This is a genomic window from Pseudomonas sp. PDM16, assembly GCF_014851865.1.
GTDB lineage: Bacteria > Pseudomonadota > Gammaproteobacteria > Pseudomonadales > Pseudomonadaceae > Aquipseudomonas.
The window spans coordinates 888,266-903,731 of record NZ_JACVAM010000002.1 but is presented as its reverse complement, the minus strand read 5'-3'; the positions used below and the strand labels follow the sequence as shown (position 1 = coordinate 903,731).

The 15,466-nt window shown below is 60.1% G+C and carries 18 protein-coding genes and 1 tRNA gene; 10 read left to right on the top strand and 9 right to left on the bottom strand.

The window, feature by feature from the left end:
- Positions 1 to 59 precede the first annotated feature (59 nt).
- Positions 60 to 539: a lasso peptide biosynthesis B2 protein gene (locus tag IB234_RS10730; RefSeq protein WP_192317306.1), complete on the bottom strand. Its 480-nt coding sequence runs from the start codon at positions 537 to 539 to the stop codon at positions 60 to 62.
- A gap of 79 nt (positions 540 to 618) precedes the next feature.
- A complete protein-coding gene (locus tag IB234_RS10725) occupies positions 619 to 903 on the bottom strand; it encodes a lasso peptide biosynthesis PqqD family chaperone (RefSeq protein ID WP_192317304.1) in 285 nt (94 codons plus the stop codon).
- A 194-nt stretch (positions 904 to 1,097) separates the two neighbouring features.
- Between IB234_RS10725 and IB234_RS10720 the strand changes: the two genes are divergently transcribed.
- Positions 1,098 to 1,265, top strand: coding sequence for a hypothetical protein (locus tag IB234_RS10720; RefSeq protein ID WP_192317302.1), 168 nt, complete (start codon positions 1,098 to 1,100; stop codon positions 1,263 to 1,265).
- Positions 1,266 to 1,283: 18 nt separating this feature from the next.
- Here IB234_RS10720 and IB234_RS10715 read toward each other — a convergent pair whose 3' ends face one another.
- The 3 genes from IB234_RS10715 to IB234_RS10705 are packed head-to-tail and all read right to left on the bottom strand — an operon-like array spanning position 1,284 to position 5,009.
- Positions 1,284 to 3,218, bottom strand: coding sequence for an asparagine synthetase B family protein (locus IB234_RS10715; protein WP_192317300.1), 1,935 nt, complete (start codon positions 3,216 to 3,218; stop codon positions 1,284 to 1,286).
- Between the two features lie 9 nt (positions 3,219 to 3,227).
- Positions 3,228 to 4,100, bottom strand: coding sequence for a sulfotransferase domain-containing protein (locus IB234_RS10710; RefSeq protein WP_192317298.1), 873 nt, complete (start codon positions 4,098 to 4,100; stop codon positions 3,228 to 3,230).
- Positions 4,101 to 4,103: 3 nt separating this feature from the next.
- Positions 4,104 to 5,009 (bottom strand): hypothetical protein, encoded by a 906-nt coding sequence (locus IB234_RS10705; protein WP_192317296.1) that lies wholly within the window; start codon positions 5,007 to 5,009, stop codon positions 4,104 to 4,106.
- Positions 5,010 to 5,618: 609 nt separating this feature from the next.
- On the opposite strand from IB234_RS10705, the gene IB234_RS10700 reads away from it, so the two are divergent.
- Both IB234_RS10700 and IB234_RS10695 read left to right on the top strand, forming a co-directional pair.
- The gene (locus IB234_RS10700; RefSeq protein WP_192317294.1) at positions 5,619 to 5,786 is read left to right on the top strand and encodes a hypothetical protein; all 168 of its coding nucleotides are present in this window, start codon (positions 5,619 to 5,621) and stop codon (positions 5,784 to 5,786) included.
- Positions 5,787 to 6,098: 312 nt separating this feature from the next.
- Positions 6,099 to 6,266 (top strand): hypothetical protein, encoded by a 168-nt coding sequence (locus IB234_RS10695; protein ID WP_192317292.1) that lies wholly within the window; start codon positions 6,099 to 6,101, stop codon positions 6,264 to 6,266.
- An 18-nt stretch (positions 6,267 to 6,284) separates the two neighbouring features.
- Here the strand turns inward: IB234_RS10695 and IB234_RS10690 are convergent, their stop codons facing one another.
- The 3 genes from IB234_RS10690 to IB234_RS10680 form a co-directional block, all read right to left on the bottom strand.
- Complete coding sequence (locus IB234_RS10690; RefSeq protein ID WP_192317289.1) at positions 6,285 to 8,225, bottom strand: asparagine synthetase B family protein; 1,941 nt, start codon at positions 8,223 to 8,225, stop codon at positions 6,285 to 6,287.
- Between the two features lie 308 nt (positions 8,226 to 8,533).
- Positions 8,534 to 10,138, bottom strand: coding sequence for a cobaltochelatase CobT-related protein (locus tag IB234_RS24230; protein WP_192317287.1), 1,605 nt, complete (start codon positions 10,136 to 10,138; stop codon positions 8,534 to 8,536).
- Positions 10,131 to 11,081: an AAA family ATPase gene (locus tag IB234_RS10680; RefSeq protein ID WP_225580468.1), complete on the bottom strand. Its 951-nt coding sequence runs from the start codon at positions 11,079 to 11,081 to the stop codon at positions 10,131 to 10,133. The genes IB234_RS24230 and IB234_RS10680 overlap by 8 nt, the downstream gene beginning before the upstream one ends.
- Positions 11,082 to 11,305: 224 nt before the next feature.
- Between IB234_RS10680 and IB234_RS10675 the strand changes: the two genes are divergently transcribed.
- Positions 11,306 to 11,932, top strand: a complete 627-nt coding sequence (locus IB234_RS10675; protein WP_192317285.1) for a 2OG-Fe(II) oxygenase — start codon at positions 11,306 to 11,308, stop codon at positions 11,930 to 11,932.
- Positions 11,933 to 12,126: 194 nt separating this feature from the next.
- On the opposite strand, the gene IB234_RS10670 is transcribed toward IB234_RS10675, so the two are convergent.
- Positions 12,127 to 12,214, bottom strand: a tRNA-Ser gene (locus IB234_RS10670).
- Positions 12,215 to 12,341: 127 nt separating this feature from the next.
- On the opposite strand from IB234_RS10670, the gene IB234_RS10665 reads away from it, so the two are divergent.
- The 6 genes from IB234_RS10665 to IB234_RS10640 all read left to right on the top strand — a co-directional run bounded on the left by IB234_RS10665 (position 12,342) and on the right by IB234_RS10640 (position 15,460).
- Positions 12,342 to 13,010 (top strand): Bax inhibitor-1/YccA family protein, encoded by a 669-nt coding sequence (locus IB234_RS10665; protein ID WP_192317283.1) that lies wholly within the window; start codon positions 12,342 to 12,344, stop codon positions 13,008 to 13,010.
- 90 nt (positions 13,011 to 13,100) lie between these two features.
- The gene (gene tusD / locus IB234_RS10660) at positions 13,101 to 13,496 is read left to right on the top strand and encodes a sulfurtransferase complex subunit TusD (protein WP_192317280.1); all 396 of its coding nucleotides are present in this window, start codon (positions 13,101 to 13,103) and stop codon (positions 13,494 to 13,496) included.
- Positions 13,493 to 13,849, top strand: coding sequence for a sulfurtransferase complex subunit TusC (gene tusC / locus IB234_RS10655; protein ID WP_192317278.1), 357 nt, complete (start codon positions 13,493 to 13,495; stop codon positions 13,847 to 13,849). The genes tusD and tusC overlap by 4 nt, the downstream gene beginning before the upstream one ends.
- Positions 13,849 to 14,148, top strand: coding sequence for a sulfurtransferase complex subunit TusB (gene tusB, locus IB234_RS10650; RefSeq protein WP_192317276.1), 300 nt, complete (start codon positions 13,849 to 13,851; stop codon positions 14,146 to 14,148). Before tusC ends, tusB begins: the two co-directional genes overlap by 1 nt.
- Positions 14,145 to 14,480, top strand: a complete 336-nt coding sequence (locus IB234_RS10645; RefSeq protein ID WP_192317274.1) for a TusE/DsrC/DsvC family sulfur relay protein — start codon at positions 14,145 to 14,147, stop codon at positions 14,478 to 14,480. Before tusB ends, IB234_RS10645 begins: the two co-directional genes overlap by 4 nt.
- Positions 14,477 to 15,460 (top strand): glycosyl transferase family protein, encoded by a 984-nt coding sequence (locus tag IB234_RS10640; RefSeq protein ID WP_192317272.1) that lies wholly within the window; start codon positions 14,477 to 14,479, stop codon positions 15,458 to 15,460. Before IB234_RS10645 ends, IB234_RS10640 begins: the two co-directional genes overlap by 4 nt.
- The last annotated feature ends 6 nt before the right edge of the window (positions 15,461 to 15,466 follow it).

Sequence of the window (15,466 nt, the reverse complement as noted above, 5' to 3'; positions counted from 1 at the left end):
CATGCCTTCATGCCTTCATGCCTTCATGCCGCAAGCCCTAGCAGTGCTTGCGATGGGCGTCACTCTTGAGGGGCGGACGGACGAGGCTCGCCGATGAAGCAGCCCACCACCACGAAACGGTCAAAACCTATGCCCCCCGTCACGCTGATGTCTCCTGCCACTGTCCAGGCGTGGGCCTGAAGACCATCCGAGCCCCGCTCCAGACCAAAGAAAATCGCATAGGGCACGCCATACAGCTTCAGCAGGCAACGCGCGGCAACCACCTGGGTGAAACAGGTGGATAACCAGGGGGTGTAACGGGCAACGGACTGCACCGTCCGGCCAATCATCCGCGCCCGGTTCCGCTGCCTCGGGTCGAGCGGCGCGGCAACGCTGTTCAGCTCGACCGCGCGACCGAGCCATGGAGCCACCTTCGCGAAGGGGATGACCCCAAGCAGCAGACGGGCGAGGCCCAGCACACTCCATACTGGCAGAGCCCAGAACAACTCGAAGCGTGAACGCCTCCGCAGCCATGAAAAACCACGTTGCACCACGTGCATACCCTAACGACTCAAAAGATCACGGAACCCGTAGGGCGATGGCCCAAGGCATATGAAGGAAGATAGGAGCCTGCGCAGGCTACCCAGCCAGGCTCACAACACCGTGTTTGACCAACTCCCGAACGAAAACCAGCATATCGCGCTGGCAGGTCGGCTCATCGACCTCATACTCGGCATGGATGGCCCGCACCAACGCCTCGACGCTCGCTGGCTGCTCGAGCAGCTCCCATATGCGGGTACCGACGCCGCTGATACCAAAGTACGCCCCACGCTCGATGCTCATCATCACGATGTCACCATTCATGTCGGCTGCGACGAGATCAGGGTTGCGGGCAATCAGGCTGTGCGGGGTAACTTCGACCATGGAAATCACATCTGGAATACTGAAGGGCCTGGCGAGCCTACCAGCCCAAGCCGCGCTGCATCCAGGCTTTTCATACCGGCGATGGATACATGAGAGGCGTTTGAGCAGGTCGGAAACGACCTTGCTATTTTCTTGCCATATGATTTTGCGCAATACTGGCACTTTCCATTCAGCTTCATCTGGAGAGACGCGTTATGGAACAGCAGAAAACAGCAACCGAAGCCGATTGCCTCAGTGTCACCAGCAGCGCAGCCACCAAGAAGTCCTATACCCCTCCTCATATCGAAGCGCTGGATGCTCAGGCCACGCGAATTAACGCATCTACTGGCAACGACGGCAATGGTCCGACAACTGGTTCTTGAGCACTCGGGCACTGCCCTTTAACGATTGTTGCCCTCGACATAACGGATGTAGTGCGCGGCTGCCATGCCGCGCATGAATTTCAGCCGATAACTTTTGATAACACCAGGCTTGTCCCAGCCATCTTTCGGCCAGCTGTCCAGCAGCCGCTGCATACCCTCCACATCGAGCACCCGTGCCACATCGGGGTGTTCTGCCAACTGCCGCAGCTCCTCACGTAACCGAGGTAATTCCCGAGCGATACCTTCGTACCAGTCCGCTGACTGGTAGCCTTTGCTGAAACTGTTCAGAATCTCCGGCGGCAGAATATTGGCCATCATCCGGCGCAGCAGCCAGCGTGTTTCGCCATTGCGCAGGTACTGGTGATCCGGCACGGACAGGCAAAACTCCACAAGACGCAAATCACTGGTCGGGTCTCGCACCTCGAACCCATACAGATCAACGGCCATCCAAAACTCGCCTGGGTCTCGCCGCTCTATCACGGCAATGCGCATCTGCCGACCATCATGCCAAGGCCGATAGCTGATATCCCAGCCCGTGTCGCGCGCCCGCTCCGTCAGCGCCATCTGACGCATCCATTCAGGGTTGATCGGTGAGTAATCGGTCAACGGCCCGGAGCGGTCGATGCGGCGCCCCAGCCAACGCCACACGGGGCGAGGCAACGAAGGCAAGATCGACTTACCGATCAGCCGCAGCGTGCTCTTGCGGTGAGCAGCTCCATAGGCGCGAAGCTCCCGCCACCAAACGCGCCAGCTACCGCGCCGAAGCAGTGACGCCAGATAGGTTTCACCGCTGTAGGAAATACTCATGTTCCCGAGCTGGCCGGTAAGCAAAACCTTGCATCCCAGTGCCTGCACCCGTCGATGAATGGCGCTTACCCACGCCATATTGCAGGGCGACAGGAGCAGAGTATCCGTGGCCTCTATAACTGACAGCAGCGCCTCCGCCGCAAGGGCATCGCCACCGCGAATCAGCTCATGGTCGATGTTGGGAAAACGTGCAGCCACGGCCGAGGCGCCAATACTTTCATCACCGTGCTGCCCCCTGGGTACGGGGCCGTCAAAACCTTCACGAGGTACCGCCGTGAACGCATGAAGACGCTGGTTGCTCTCGGCCAACTGCTGCGCGGCAAGCGCCGTTACGGTAGAGCTGTCGAAACCGGAGCTCAGCTGCGAGGCGATCGGACCAGATGAGCGCAGGCAGTTGGCAACGGCACGCTGCAGAAGCGTTTGGAAGGTTTTCAGGTAATCGCTGTCATGAGGCAATTTAAGTTCGCGTTGCCTATCGAAGGAGTGATAGCGACGGCTACTCACCTTTCCACTCTCAAGGACTACCAATTGCCCTGGCTCCACCCGATACACATCCTTGAATGAGGATTCCGGGCCTTTCAACGGCAACAGTGCCAGACGGTCGAGCATACGTATTTCGCACAATTCCCGGGGAACACCCGGCACGCAGAACAGCCCCTTGGGCAGGCTGGCAAACGCGAAAAAGCGCTCCTGGCGGTGCCAAAACAGCGGACGCTGTCCTAGCGGATCGCGAGCCAACCATAGACGCTGCCGCAACGGCTGCCAGAAGGCGAGCGCATAGGCACCATACATGTGCTCGACCGCCTCGGTGTCCCAACGCTGGCATGCCAGGAAGGCCAGATCGCTGTCAGCCAGGGGCGCGCTGTCGGCATGGGAGAGGCCAAGCTCCTCGGCCAGCTCCTCACGATTATCCAGTCGACCGTCGAACACCAATACACATGAGGCATCCGTGCCTACCAATGGCTGTCGGTCGAAACTGGCTTCCGGCGTCGTTCGCAGCAGGGTGTGCAACAACCCCGTTCCATCCTGCCGCCATTGATGCTGCGCATCCGGCCCATAAGGCGCAAAAACGGCCTGCATCCGATCCAGAGCGGCGCGATCCACGGGCTGTCGGTCAAGTCGAATGATACCGGCGATGGCACTCATGATATTCCTCTAGCGCAAGGCGCCATCCTGGGGCTGGGCTGATAACCAATCCAGCGCATCCTGCAGATAGCCGAAGCGAGCCATTACGTCTTGGTGATCCGTAACGATACGGCGGACCTGTTCGACGCTCAACGTGTCACGCCAGCCCCCGCACTCGCCACGCCGAAAGAACTGCCCGTTTGGTGCCTGGCGCTCCCTGAATCCGCTGCTGGCCTCCTGGGCGGACAATTCATGAAAGGAGCTTAAGGAGATCGCTCTCTTGATGCTCGCCGCGTCGCAAGGCAACCCCAAGAACCTGGCGGCACCGGCAAAGGTCTCCAGGGGAGTGTCATGCATGTCCTCGTAGCGAATTACGTGCATCGGGGCGCCTGTTGCATCGAGCCAGCTGAGCACATGCCCCGACCACGACAACAGCTTTTGCCGAACCTGACGACTGAGGCCACGAGAACCACTACAGAATGCCTTGTCAGGATCGCCCATTTGCCGAATCGCATCGTCCAGGCTGCAGCCCAGGTGATGGGCATATGAAGGAGCCACATCGAGCGGGTTTCTGATGATATAGAGGGTGCCCGACAGGTAGGCCGGATCGTTCAGGCCATCGATCACGCAGGCATCATGAATTTTGTAGTATGTGTCAGCTCCATTGATTGCAAGCCAGCGGTAAACGGCGGGGCGCAATTCATCAATCTCATCAGCAGGCAGGTCGGCGGTGTCGAACCCCAGTACGTCGTCCAGCAACTCCCGCTGACTGGCGATGCGGCCCTCGGTGAGTTGGTTGATCGAGTACGGATCGGACGAGTCGCTATTCAAATTACTCAGAAATACACGGAACCATGTATTTCCCGATTTGGGGTAAGAGGCTAGCCAGTAGAAGCCTGCCATGCTTCAGCCCCGCTCTTGCATATCGACAAGCATCGCCTCGATCAAACCATCCAGGTCAAAACCCGCGTTAGGTCGCAGGGCTTGCACCACGTGAGCGTCACCGGCCAGATCGCCGCAACGCTTGAGATGATCAGCGCCCCTGCCCATCCCCTCAACGAAGTGACGTCGATAGGTATTGTGCAGCAGCGGCATGAAACGTTGCATGCCCAAAGTAGGATGAAACTGCGGTCGCCCCACCGGTCCCTTGTCCAACTGGTAAATCCAGCGAACAGGCACCGGCTGAGGTTCGAACTGCGATCCCAGGGGATAATTGAACTTGCACACCCCCGGGCGTAATCGATGAAGACTGTCGGTATCCACGCCCAGTCGATCAGCCGAATCGCGCCATAGCTTGATCCTGGGAAAACCAGGCAGCGCCCGGCCCGCAGCATCGATCGGCACCACATCGTCGGCGAGGATTGAATAGCCTCGCTTCAGAAACCCACCTGCCAGGGTGGACTTACCGACTCCCGATGCGCCGACGCACACCAGACACTGATCACCGATACGAATGGCATTGCCATGCAGGACCAGCAATCCACGCTGCGCCAGCAATGCACCAATAGCCGAGCCCAGCAGGAATAGGCGGACGCTGTCCTCATCCGCTCCAGGCTCGACCTGAATGACGATGCTGCTACCTTGCCGAATCAGAAAACGGCCAACTTTCGGTACGCCCAGCCACAGCTCGTCACTGGTACACCAGGTATAAGGGCCAATTTGCCGACGGCCGCCATCTGCACCGTTTCCGACATCCCCCATGCGAATCACGACATCGGGTCTATCGGTACACTGCGCCCCCAGGAGCTCAGGGAGAGCGAGCTCGCTGTCGATCAGGAGCTGATAAGTCCAATACTGTTGCGAAACTGCCATATCGAGACTACATGCGAAAGGAGAAGCACTCGGAACATCTTCACTTGCGGGCCGAGCACTTGATACCGCTGGATTGACACGAGCACTGCGACCGCAATGCGGCATGCAACCTGTGCGGGCAAACCAGCCCCGTAATTGAGTCGCGAGACTACCAGCTCTCCAATCCTGAATGCATCCCGATTTCCACTCTTCACCCTCCTGCAAATACCTGCCCGTGAACACCGAATGGGAATTTCCCTGCTAGGCGATTTCGCGTAAAACGGGTATACGACGATCTCCCATGTCGAGGTAGCCATGACACAGCAAAAAGACACTGCCGCATCAAGTGCCGACGGCACCACTAGTGCAGGACTTACTACTGGCAAGCAGCCTTATGTCGCGCCAAGCCTGGAGCTACTGGACATAGAGGCCACACGCAATGGTCCAGGAGTTGCGCCTGATAGTGGTGGCATCGACTTCTCCTGACCTGCCCCCCGACTGCAGTACCACACTGAACTTGGCAGCGGCCGCTTACCGAGCAGGACGACATCGCTATAAATTCCCCTGCCCTGCGATTTCGCGTAAAACGAGGGCGCTTGCATTCCACGTCATCATGAGAGGCACTACCCCATGAATCATCAGAAAGCCGCTATCGAAACCGACTGCATCAATGCCGCCAGCAATATGGGTATCTCGAGTGCCAAAAAGGCCTATGTCGCCCCCAGTGTCGAGGTGCTGAATACTGATGACACGGAATCTGGCCCCGCAGGTATCTACGACGGAGCCACGTTCTCCTGAGTGCTTTTTCTGCCACTGCCACTTAAATGCGCAGCATCTATACCCCGTACAAGCCCCAGTTGGTGACTGTGGCTTTGCGGGTGCATTTCAAGAACAATGTCCTGCCCGACTGTTTTCAGCCTGTAGATCAAGCCCGGCGTACATGGCATTCGCAAATCCCGGAGCAAATGAAACGCTAGTGCTTCGCCAGCGATCATCTCCAGGAGCTCTATTCAGCGACGCACTCGAACATGTTGGGAGCATCTATCAGCGCTCCTGCCTGTAAGCTCGGCAGTTGGCTTTGCACTCAATCTCACCCCAAGGGGGCTCATCATGGAACAGCAGAAAACCACTACCAAAACCGATTGCCTCATTGTCGACGATGACAAGAGCATGACGAACACCAAGAAACCCTATGAGCCCCCTCGTGTCGAGTCTCTGAGCACCGATGCTACGGAAGCAGGGGCCGCTGGCGTCTCGGACGCTGGAATCTTTTCCTGAGTGCATGGGCCCTACACCTCAGCGGTTGCTGCCTTCGACATAGCGGATGTACTGCGCGGCGGCCATGCCGCGCAGTAGCTTCAACCGATGGCTGTTGATGACGCTGGCCTTTTCCCAGCCACTTTCAGGCCAGTTGTCCAGCAGCTCACGCAGCCCCTCCACATCGAGCATCTGCGCCACGCGAGGATGCTTCGCCAGCTGCTGTAGCTCCTCCCGCAACCGCGGCAGCTCCCGAGCGATACCCTCGTACCAATCCGCGCCCTGGTAGCCCTTGCTGGTGACGGCGGTAATCTCCGCGGGCAAGATATCGGCCATCATCCGACGCAATAGCCAGCGTGTTTCCCCATTACGCAGGTATTGGCTGTCCGGGACGGACAGACAAAACTCCATCAGGCGCAGGTCGCAAGTCGGATCACGCAACTCGAGCCCATACAGGTTCGCGTTCAAGAAGTACTCGCCGAGGTCTACCCGCTCTATCACGGCAATACGCATCTTCCGGCCATCGTGCCAGGGCTGATAACTAAGGTCCCAGCCACTCCTTCGGACGCGTTCAGCCAACTCATCCCGCCCGAGCCAATCGGCACGAATCGCCGAGTAATCCGTCAGCGACGCATAGCGATTGAGACGGCTAGCCAGCCAACGCCACAAGGACCTGGGCAGCGAAGGCACGATCGATTTTCCAATCAGTGCCAATCTGCTTCTGCGGTGAGTAACCCGATACGCGCAGAGCTCTCTCCACCAACTACGCCAGCAGCCACGCCGAAACAGCGCCGCCAGATAGGTTTCACCCGTATAGGAAATGCTCATGTTGCCGAGTTGCCCGGCAAGCAAGACCTTGCAGCCATGCGCCTGCGCCCGACGGTAGATCGCGTTCAACCAGATTATGTTACCGGGAGCCTGGGTGATGGAATCCGCAGCCTCGATACCCGCCAGCTGTTCGTCCGCAAAAGAAGCGTCTCCCGCTCCGCTGCGCACCACCTCATGGTCGATGTTCGGAAAGCGTGCCGCCAACGCCTTGGCTCCTGCACTCTCATCCCCATGCCGCCCCTTGGGTACGGGCCCGTCAAAGCCCTCTCGCGGAGCAGACGTGAAGGCATTGAGGCGTTGATCGCACTGGCTCAGTTGGCGTGCTGCCAGCGCTGTTACGGTCGAGCTGTCGAAACCGGAGCTCAACTGTGCAGCGATCGGCCCGGAGGAGCGCACGCAGTTGGCAATGGCACGTTGCAGATGCCCCTGAAAGGCTTCCAGATAATCACTGTCGTGGGGCAGTTTCAACTCGCACAGCGCATCGAAGTGATGGTAGCGCCTGCCGCTCACCTGCCCGCCCTCGAGGATCAGCAACTGCCCGGGCTCCACCCGGAACACATCCTTGAAATAGGACTCAGGGCCTTTCTGCGGTAGTAACGCCAAATAGTCGAGCATGCGCGCTTCGCACAACTCCCTGGGCACACCCGGCACACAGAACAGCGCTTTAGGCAGGCTGGCAAAAGCAAAGAATCGGTCTTGGCGATGCCAGAACAGGGGACGCTGCCCCAAGGGATCGCGAGCCAGCCAAAGACGCTGGCGCAACGGCTGCCAGACGGTCAGCGCGTAGGCGCCGTAGATATGGTCGACGGCCTGCGTATCCCAGCGCTGGCACGCAAGCCCGACCAGCTCACTGTCCGCCAGGTGTGCACTGGCAGCATGGGGTAGGCCAAGCTCCTCGGCCAACTCCTCACGATTATCCAGCCGCCCGTCGAACACCAACACACATGCAGCATCAGTGGTAACCAATGGCTGCTGGTCGAAACTGTCCTCCGGCGTGATCCGTAGCAGCGTACGCATCAAACCCACCCCCTCGTGCCGCCACTGATGCTGCGCATCCGGCCCGTAAGGTTCGAGAACGGCCTGCATTCGATCCAGAGCGGCACGGTCCACAGGTTGTCGGTCGAGGCGAATAATGCCGGCGATTGCACTCATGATGTTCTCTTGCGCCCAGCGCTATCTTGGGTTTGCGGCGAATGGCCAATTCAGCACTCCAGGTGATAGGAGTCGCCCTCACCTACGGCTGGATGCGCAAAACTACTGGCTTGGCAGGTACTCCGCTAGCCTTTCAACCTGCGGCAGGCAATGACGAACCTGCCCCTCGGTTGCTCCCACGGACCAATCCAGCGCGTCAAACTCGTATCCATCTTGTTGTTCCGCCACCCTCTAGCGGAGGGAGCACCGCCCGGTAAGTATCAGGCCGCTATCGCCGATGTAACAGCCAACAAAAGCAGCTAGCGACCTCACCGCCCCCAATCTGGGGTACGGGGCATAGAACTCTTGCCCTCAATATTGAGGTGTCTATTCGCGGGACGCGTCAGAAGATCAGCCAAATGCTCGAACAGCACAGCACTGACCTGATCAACCCTTTTCAACACCAGAGCATGACGATAGTAACGCGTGATCCCCTGGCCGCTGCCTATGGCCACCAAGTGGATAGCACCCGCGGCAATCCGTGCGATGGTGTGGTGCAAATGATCTTCGAGATAGCCACGGCCGTTGGCGCTGGCCGTGGCCTCATCGAACGGTATGCCATCCGAAAAGACGATCAGAATCTTCCTTGGCTCGGGTTGCTTCGCCAGCCTTGACGCCGCCCACTCCAGCGCCTCGCCATCGATGTTATCCCCCTCCTCGACCAGAGGTGCCCGTATAAGCAGCTGACGGCAGCGCCGCCAGGGCACGCTAGCCGACTTGTACAAGGTGTGGCGCAAGGCATTGAGACGCCCCGGCGAGGCTGGACAACCTGCATCCTGCCAACACTTGAGCAAGGGGTTGTCCATTCCGAACCGAGTACCGAAGCCCAGTACCTCAGTGCGGACGCCACTCGCCTCAAGCGCTTCCACCGCCAGATCAACGGACTGAAGAGTCAACTCCCAAGGCAAGCCACGCATCGAGCCTGATTGATCCAACAGCAGGGTGACGCAAGCCTGTGGGATCACCTGCTCAGACGCCTGCCGAAAAACCAGATGGTTACCTGCAGTCACCATGGAGTGCAGACGCCGACGCTCCAGAACACCTTGCTCCTGCTCATCCCTCCAGCGCTGCACCTGCAAAACCCTCAAGCGCTGCTGCAGACGCCGCGCCAGACGGCGGACCTCGGCCTGCTGCCTGGACGAAACCTGACCCTGCGATGACTGACGAGTATCGGAATGCAACTGGCGCGCATCGAGACATTCGTCCCACTCACGCGAGAACACCCGATAAGGCTGCTCGCTACTCCCCCCCTCAACCACACGCGACGCTCCCTGCTCGATCAGCACCTCGCAGGCTGATTGCTCGTCCTGCGACTGCACCTGAAGCGAATCCGCCTTCGCCGCGAATGTCGACAGCAACCGAATCAACGGGCGCAACTGCTCGGCAAACAGCCGCGCGTCCTGCAGATATGGGCGGCAGTTGTGCAACGATGGCAACAGCATCATTTGCACCAGTTGCTCAGGCGCAGGGCCACGCAGCCTCTGCAACCAGCGGGGCCTGGATGGGACACTAATCGGCAGGCGGATTTCGATATCGGTGAGCGACTCTCCCGCCAGCGACCGTCGAGCACACCGATATAGGTGAGCAGGCAGCGCTGCTACCGGCGCCAGCATGTCCAGTTCGGACAGATTCATCCGCATGCCAGCAAGATGCCTTCCAGCCAGCGTTTCCACCCTTGCACGCTCAAACAGAACGAACCAAGGACGCTCGCTCGCAGCAAAGCTCTCCAACGTCGGCAAATGATGCCAGCGCATCCATGCCGCCTGCGCGTCGACCAGCGGCCGCTCTTGCGGGGAGGTAGCCTGTTGCTTTGCAGACTCGTGCGCGTAGGTCCGCTGCCAGGCGCTGGATACGCCAACACTGGCCTCAGCCACTTGGCATCAATTCCACGGAGAAACAACGCTGGTAGATTTCCGCAACCAGAGCCTTCTCAAGGCTATCGCAGCGATTGAAGAAGCTCAGACGGAAGGCGTGGCCCATGTCGCCGAGCAGTCGATAGTTCTCTCCCCACGTCTGCAAGGTTCGCAGCGATAACAAGGACGTAAGATCACCCTGATGGTGCGCACGACGGCACAGCTCGGCGAGATCAAGCATACCGCGAAGCTCTTCGGCATCGAGCTGAGGGACCCGAGCATGGATGATCGCCCCCTCCTGCTCTCTCGGCAGATAGCCCAGTTCAGCGACCACACTCCACCTGTCCAACTGGGCCTGGTTCAGCACCTGAATACCGGCATAAATGCCCGACACATCCCCAAGACCTGCAGTATTGGCAGTGGCGAATAGGCGAAATGCCGGATGAGGAGTGATGACACGGTTCTGATCGAGCAGAGTCAAACGGCCATCGGCCTCAAGAAGACGCTGGATGACGAACATGACCTCGGGGCGGCCCGCATCATACTCGTCAAGCACCAGGGCAATCGGCCTCTCCATAGCCCAGACCAGAAGGCCGGGAACAAACTCGGTTACTTGCTTGCCGTCGCGTAGCACTACCATATCGCGGCCGATGAGATCCCCGCGGCTGATATGCCCATCCAGATTGATTCGCATGCAGGGCCAGTTGAGGCGCGCTGCCACTTGCTCGATATGAGAGGACTTGCCGCTGCCATGCGGACCATGGAGATAAACCCGACGATTGTGGGCAAAGCCCAGAAGGACAGCGCGGCATACATCGGGAACGAAACGGAAATCGGGGTCCAGTTGCGGTACATGCTCCTGAGTGCAGGTAAATGCCGGAACGGGCCAAGGCAGGTCGACGCCAAACGCGCCCATGCTATTGATCTGCCCGTCTGGAACGGACAGCTTGTACATATCATCCATTGCTAAATCCGTCTGAAGCCATTGTGCCGAGTACTGACCTATCACCGTAAGAGCGGCCGAGGCTCAGCCAGCCACCTTGAAGCAACGACGACCGGAAACGACAACGTTGCGCGACGAGGCATGTAGCCACGGCCACCTCCGACCGGGATAGTATCCTGCCGCTACGTAAAATGCCTCCGCGGCAGAGGCTGCCAACTGAAAGCGCATGTGGTGAGAGGAATACGATGGAACAAGGCAAGCGGCTACTTCCGCCTTACCAGATCATCAACGATTTCCTGGCTGATGATTTGGTCGATGAGCTACTGGAGCACGCCGCAAGGCACAAGGAGGAGTTTCAGGCGGCCGGTATTCGTGACGGATACGACCCAAGCCTTCGAGTGTCGCAAAAGCTGTATTTCAACACCCCGATCAGGCAGAAACTTCAGGACAAGATCCACCCGCTAGCCAAGAGCTTCATAAGCGCATTAGGGGTGAGTACATTCGAACCTGATGGCGTAGAACTGGAACTGGTTGCTCATGGTGATGGAGCCTTCTACTCCCGTCACATCGATACCTTTACCGGACAGACAAAAGATGCGACTTCTGAACGTCAGCGCCTGATCAGCGCCGTTTTATATCTGCACCGCTCTCCGAAAGCATTTTCAGGGGGCGCACTGCGCCTCTACGCTTTGGGAGGCACCGACACCGCCAACGACTTCATCGACATTGAACCCCGGCACAATTCCTTGGTTGTCTTCCCCTCATGGGCACCTCACTCGGTCGAGCGAGTCTCATGCCCTTCAAATGACTTCATGGACTCACGATTCGCGATCAATGCTTGGTTGTGGCGCAAGAAACCAGGGGCGAGTTGATCCTTTCAATCCGTAGCCACACTTGCAGCCACTTCATCTGCGCAACCTGCCTTGGGGAGGCAGAGGAAGCCGGCAAAGTATCGAGACTCGTTCCGGATCATTTCGGAACGCCAGCACTTGCGCTGACAGAACATCAACTAAAAAAGATCGCCACCTGAAAGAATAAAGCCCCGACTAATCAGGGCTTTAAAAGATGGCGGAGGCGGTGAGATTCGAACTCACGGATAGTTGCCCATCGACGGTTTTCAAGACCGTTGCCTTAAACCACTCGGCCACACCTCCGCATTCGCGGGCCGCCATACTACCCGAACGCAACACACTGTCAAACTCTCGTAATGGGCAGACTCGATGGAGCTGTTATGATCCGGGCTATCCGTCGCGGACCGTTCACGCCCCTAGGAGGGAAGCCATGCACGAACAAGACTACGCACTCGCCCACGCGCAGGCGGACCAGCTGGAAACCAGCAAGGTTCTGCGCAACACTTATGGCCTGCTGGCCATGACCCTGGTGTTCAGCGCGCTCTGCGCCTTCTTCAGCGCCCAACTGAATCTGCCGCACCCCGGCTTCATCGTTACCCTGGTCGGCTTCTACGGCCTGTTCTTCCTCACCGCCAAACTGCGTAACAGCGGCTGGGGCCTGCTCACCATCTTCGCCCTGACCGGCTTCATGGGCTACGTACTGGGCCCGATCCTCAACATGTACCTGGGTATGGCCAACGGCGGCGAGCTGATTGCCAGCGCTCTGGGCATGACCGCCCTGGTGTTCTTCGGCCTGTCCGCCTACGTGCTGACCACCCGCAAGGACATGAGCTTCCTCGGTGGTTTCATCACTGCCGGCTTCTTCGTCCTGCTGGGCGCCATGATCGCGGGCTTCTTCTTCCAGATCAGCGGCCTGCAACTGGCTATCAGCGCCGGCTTCGTGCTGTTCTCGTCGGCCTGCATCCTGTTCCAGACCAGCGCCATCATCCATGGCGGCGAACGCAACTACGTGATGGCCACCATCAGCCTGTACGTATCGATCTACAACCTGTTCATCAGCCTGCTGCAGATCTTCGGCATCATGGGCAGCGACGACTGATTCGTCGCACCGTTGAACGAGCCCGCTTCGGCGGGCTTTTTCATGCCTCGGCGTTTATCATGGCAGCATTGCAACGGCCGCAGACCCGCCATGAAGTTCGCCATCGCCCTGTTCGCCCCCGCCCACGCCCCTTCCTCGCGCCGCGCCCTGCGCTTTGCCCAGGCAGCGCTGGATGGCGGCCACGAGATCGTTCGCCTGTTCTTCTATCAGGACGGCGTGCACAGCGCCTCCAGCAACACAGTGAGCCCGCAGGACGAGCTCGACCTGGCCGGTGAATGGCACGGTTTCGTCCAGCAACACAGTCTCGATGCCGTGGTCTGTATCGCCGCCGCTCTGCGCCGTGGCGTGCTCAATAGCGAAGAAGCGCAGCGCTACGGCAAACCGGCCGCCAACCTGGATAAACCCTGGGAACTGTCCGGCCTCGGCCAGCTGCATGAAGCAGCGCAGATGGCGGACCGCCTGGTCTGTTTCGGAGGCCAGTCATGAAGTCGATGCTTATCATCAGTCGCCAGGCACCCTGGGCCGGCCCCGGCGCCCGCGAAGCGCTGGATATTGCCCTGGCCGGCGGCGCCTTCGATCTGCCGCTGGGCCTGCTGTTTCTCGACGATGGCGTGTTCCAGCTGGTCCCCGGCCAGCAGGCCAGCGCGCTGCAACAGAAGGACCTGACCGCCAACCTGCAGGCCCTGCCGCTGTTTGGCGTGGAGGAGCTGTTCGTCTCCGCCCGTAGCCTGGTCGAGCGCGGCTTGGGCGATTCCCAGCTGGCCCTGCCTGCCGAGAAGCTCGACGATGCCGCCCTCACCCAGCTGCTCGACCGTTTCGACCAGGTGGTAACTATCTGATGGCCACGCTGCATCTGCTCTCTCACTCGCCCTTCAGTGACAGCCGCCTGGCCAGCTGCCTGCGCCTGCTCGGCCCCGACGACGGCGTGCTGCTGAGCGGCGACGCGGTCTACGCCCTGCAGCCTGGCACCGCCCAGTTGCAGGCCCTGGAGCTGATGCCCGCCGGCATCGCCTTGTACGCCCTCGACGAGGACCTGCAAGCCCGCGCGCTTAACGTACCGGCCCGCGCCCAGGCCATCGACTATCCAGCCTTCGTCAAGCTCTGCGGCCGCTACGCCAAGGTCAACAGCTGGCTATGAGCACGCTGTCGATCGAGGGGCGCGAGATTGCCCTGGACAAGGACGGCTTCCTCGTCGAGCTCAGTGACTGGTCGCAGGCCACCGCCGAAGCCCTGGCCGCTCGCGAAGAGCTGCAGCTGTCCTCCGAGCACTGGGAAATCCTCGAGCTGCTGCGCGCCTTCTACGCCGAATTCCAGCTGTCGCCGGCTACCCGTCCGTTGATCAAGTACGTGGCCCTCAAGCTGGGCCCGGACAAGGGCAACAGCCTGCACCTCAACCGCCTGTTCAAGGGCACCCCCGCCAAACTCGCCGCCAAGCTTGCCGGCCTGCCCAAACCTACGAATTGCCTATGAACCTCGTCGCCCCGCCGGAACACCCCTTCGCCCAGTTCGTGCGCATCCTCGGCAAGGGCAAGCGCGGCGCGCGCAGCATGACTCGCGAGGAGGCTCGTGAGGCCATGGGCATGATGCTCGACGGCAAGGTCGAAGACACCCAGCTGGGCGCCTTCCTCATGCTGCTACGGCACAAGGAAGAAAGCTCCGAGGAGCTGGCCGGCTTCACCGAGGCCATCCGCGCACGCCTGGATGCACCGCAGATCGCCGTGGACATCGACTGGCCGACCTACGCCGGCAAGAAGCGTCACCTGCCCTGGTTCCTGCTGGCGATCAAGGCGCTGGCCAGCAGCGGCCTGCGCATCCTGATCCACGGCGGCGGAGCTCATACCGCCGGGCGCCTGTACAGCGAGCAGTTGCTGCAGACGCTGGAGATTCCACTGTGCTCCAACTGGAACGAAGTCGGCGCAGCGCTGGATCGCCACAACCTGGCCTTCACCCCGCTGGGCGCCTGGGCGCCGCAGCTGCAGCGGATGATAGACCTGCGCAACACCCTGGGCCTGCGCTCGCCGATCCACTCGCTGGCGCGCATACTCAACCCGCTGGGTGCACGGGTCGGCCTGCAGAGCATCTTCCACCCCGGCTACCAGGCGGTGCACCGCGAGGCCAGCCAACTGCTCGGCGACCACGCCATCGTGGTCAAGGGCGAAGGCGGCGAGATCGAGGTCAACCCGGACGGCACCTGCCACCTGTACGGCACCGAGAACGGCGAGAACTGGGACGAAGAGTGGCCCGCCCTCTCCGCCCAACGCCACGTCAAGCCGGATAGCCTGGAGCCGCAGCAGCTGCTGGCCTTCTGGCGCGGCGAGCTTAGCGACAGTTACGGCGAGCTGGCGGTGCTCAGCAGCATGGCCCTGGCGCTGCGTGGGCTAGGCCTGGACCGCGAGACAGCCTTCGCCGAGGCCCGCCAACGCTGGGATGCGCGCCACCAATCGATCTGATCGATA

Coding starts and splice junctions, on each gene's coding strand:
- IB234_RS10730 (WP_192317306.1), bottom strand. CDS start 539: ATGCACGTGGTGCAACGTGGTTTTTCATGGCTGCGGAGGCGTTCACGC.
- IB234_RS10725 (WP_192317304.1), bottom strand. CDS start 903: ATGGTCGAAGTTACCCCGCACAGCCTGATTGCCCGCAACCCTGATCTC.
- IB234_RS10720 (WP_192317302.1), top strand. CDS start 1,098: ATGGAACAGCAGAAAACAGCAACCGAAGCCGATTGCCTCAGTGTCACC.
- IB234_RS10715 (WP_192317300.1), bottom strand. CDS start 3,218: ATGAGTGCCATCGCCGGTATCATTCGACTTGACCGACAGCCCGTGGAT.
- IB234_RS10710 (WP_192317298.1), bottom strand. CDS start 4,100: ATGGCAGGCTTCTACTGGCTAGCCTCTTACCCCAAATCGGGAAATACA.
- IB234_RS10705 (WP_192317296.1), bottom strand. CDS start 5,009: ATGGCAGTTTCGCAACAGTATTGGACTTATCAGCTCCTGATCGACAGC.
- IB234_RS10700 (WP_192317294.1), top strand. CDS start 5,619: ATGAATCATCAGAAAGCCGCTATCGAAACCGACTGCATCAATGCCGCC.
- IB234_RS10695 (WP_192317292.1), top strand. CDS start 6,099: ATGGAACAGCAGAAAACCACTACCAAAACCGATTGCCTCATTGTCGAC.
- IB234_RS10690 (WP_192317289.1), bottom strand. CDS start 8,225: ATGAGTGCAATCGCCGGCATTATTCGCCTCGACCGACAACCTGTGGAC.
- IB234_RS10680 (WP_225580468.1), bottom strand. CDS start 11,081: ATGGATGATATGTACAAGCTGTCCGTTCCAGACGGGCAGATCAATAGC.
- IB234_RS10675 (WP_192317285.1), top strand. CDS start 11,306: ATGGAACAAGGCAAGCGGCTACTTCCGCCTTACCAGATCATCAACGAT.
- IB234_RS10665 (WP_192317283.1), top strand. CDS start 12,342: ATGCACGAACAAGACTACGCACTCGCCCACGCGCAGGCGGACCAGCTG.
- tusD (WP_192317280.1), top strand. CDS start 13,101: ATGAAGTTCGCCATCGCCCTGTTCGCCCCCGCCCACGCCCCTTCCTCG.
- tusC (WP_192317278.1), top strand. CDS start 13,493: ATGAAGTCGATGCTTATCATCAGTCGCCAGGCACCCTGGGCCGGCCCC.
- tusB (WP_192317276.1), top strand. CDS start 13,849: ATGGCCACGCTGCATCTGCTCTCTCACTCGCCCTTCAGTGACAGCCGC.
- IB234_RS10645 (WP_192317274.1), top strand. CDS start 14,145: ATGAGCACGCTGTCGATCGAGGGGCGCGAGATTGCCCTGGACAAGGAC.
- IB234_RS10640 (WP_192317272.1), top strand. CDS start 14,477: ATGAACCTCGTCGCCCCGCCGGAACACCCCTTCGCCCAGTTCGTGCGC.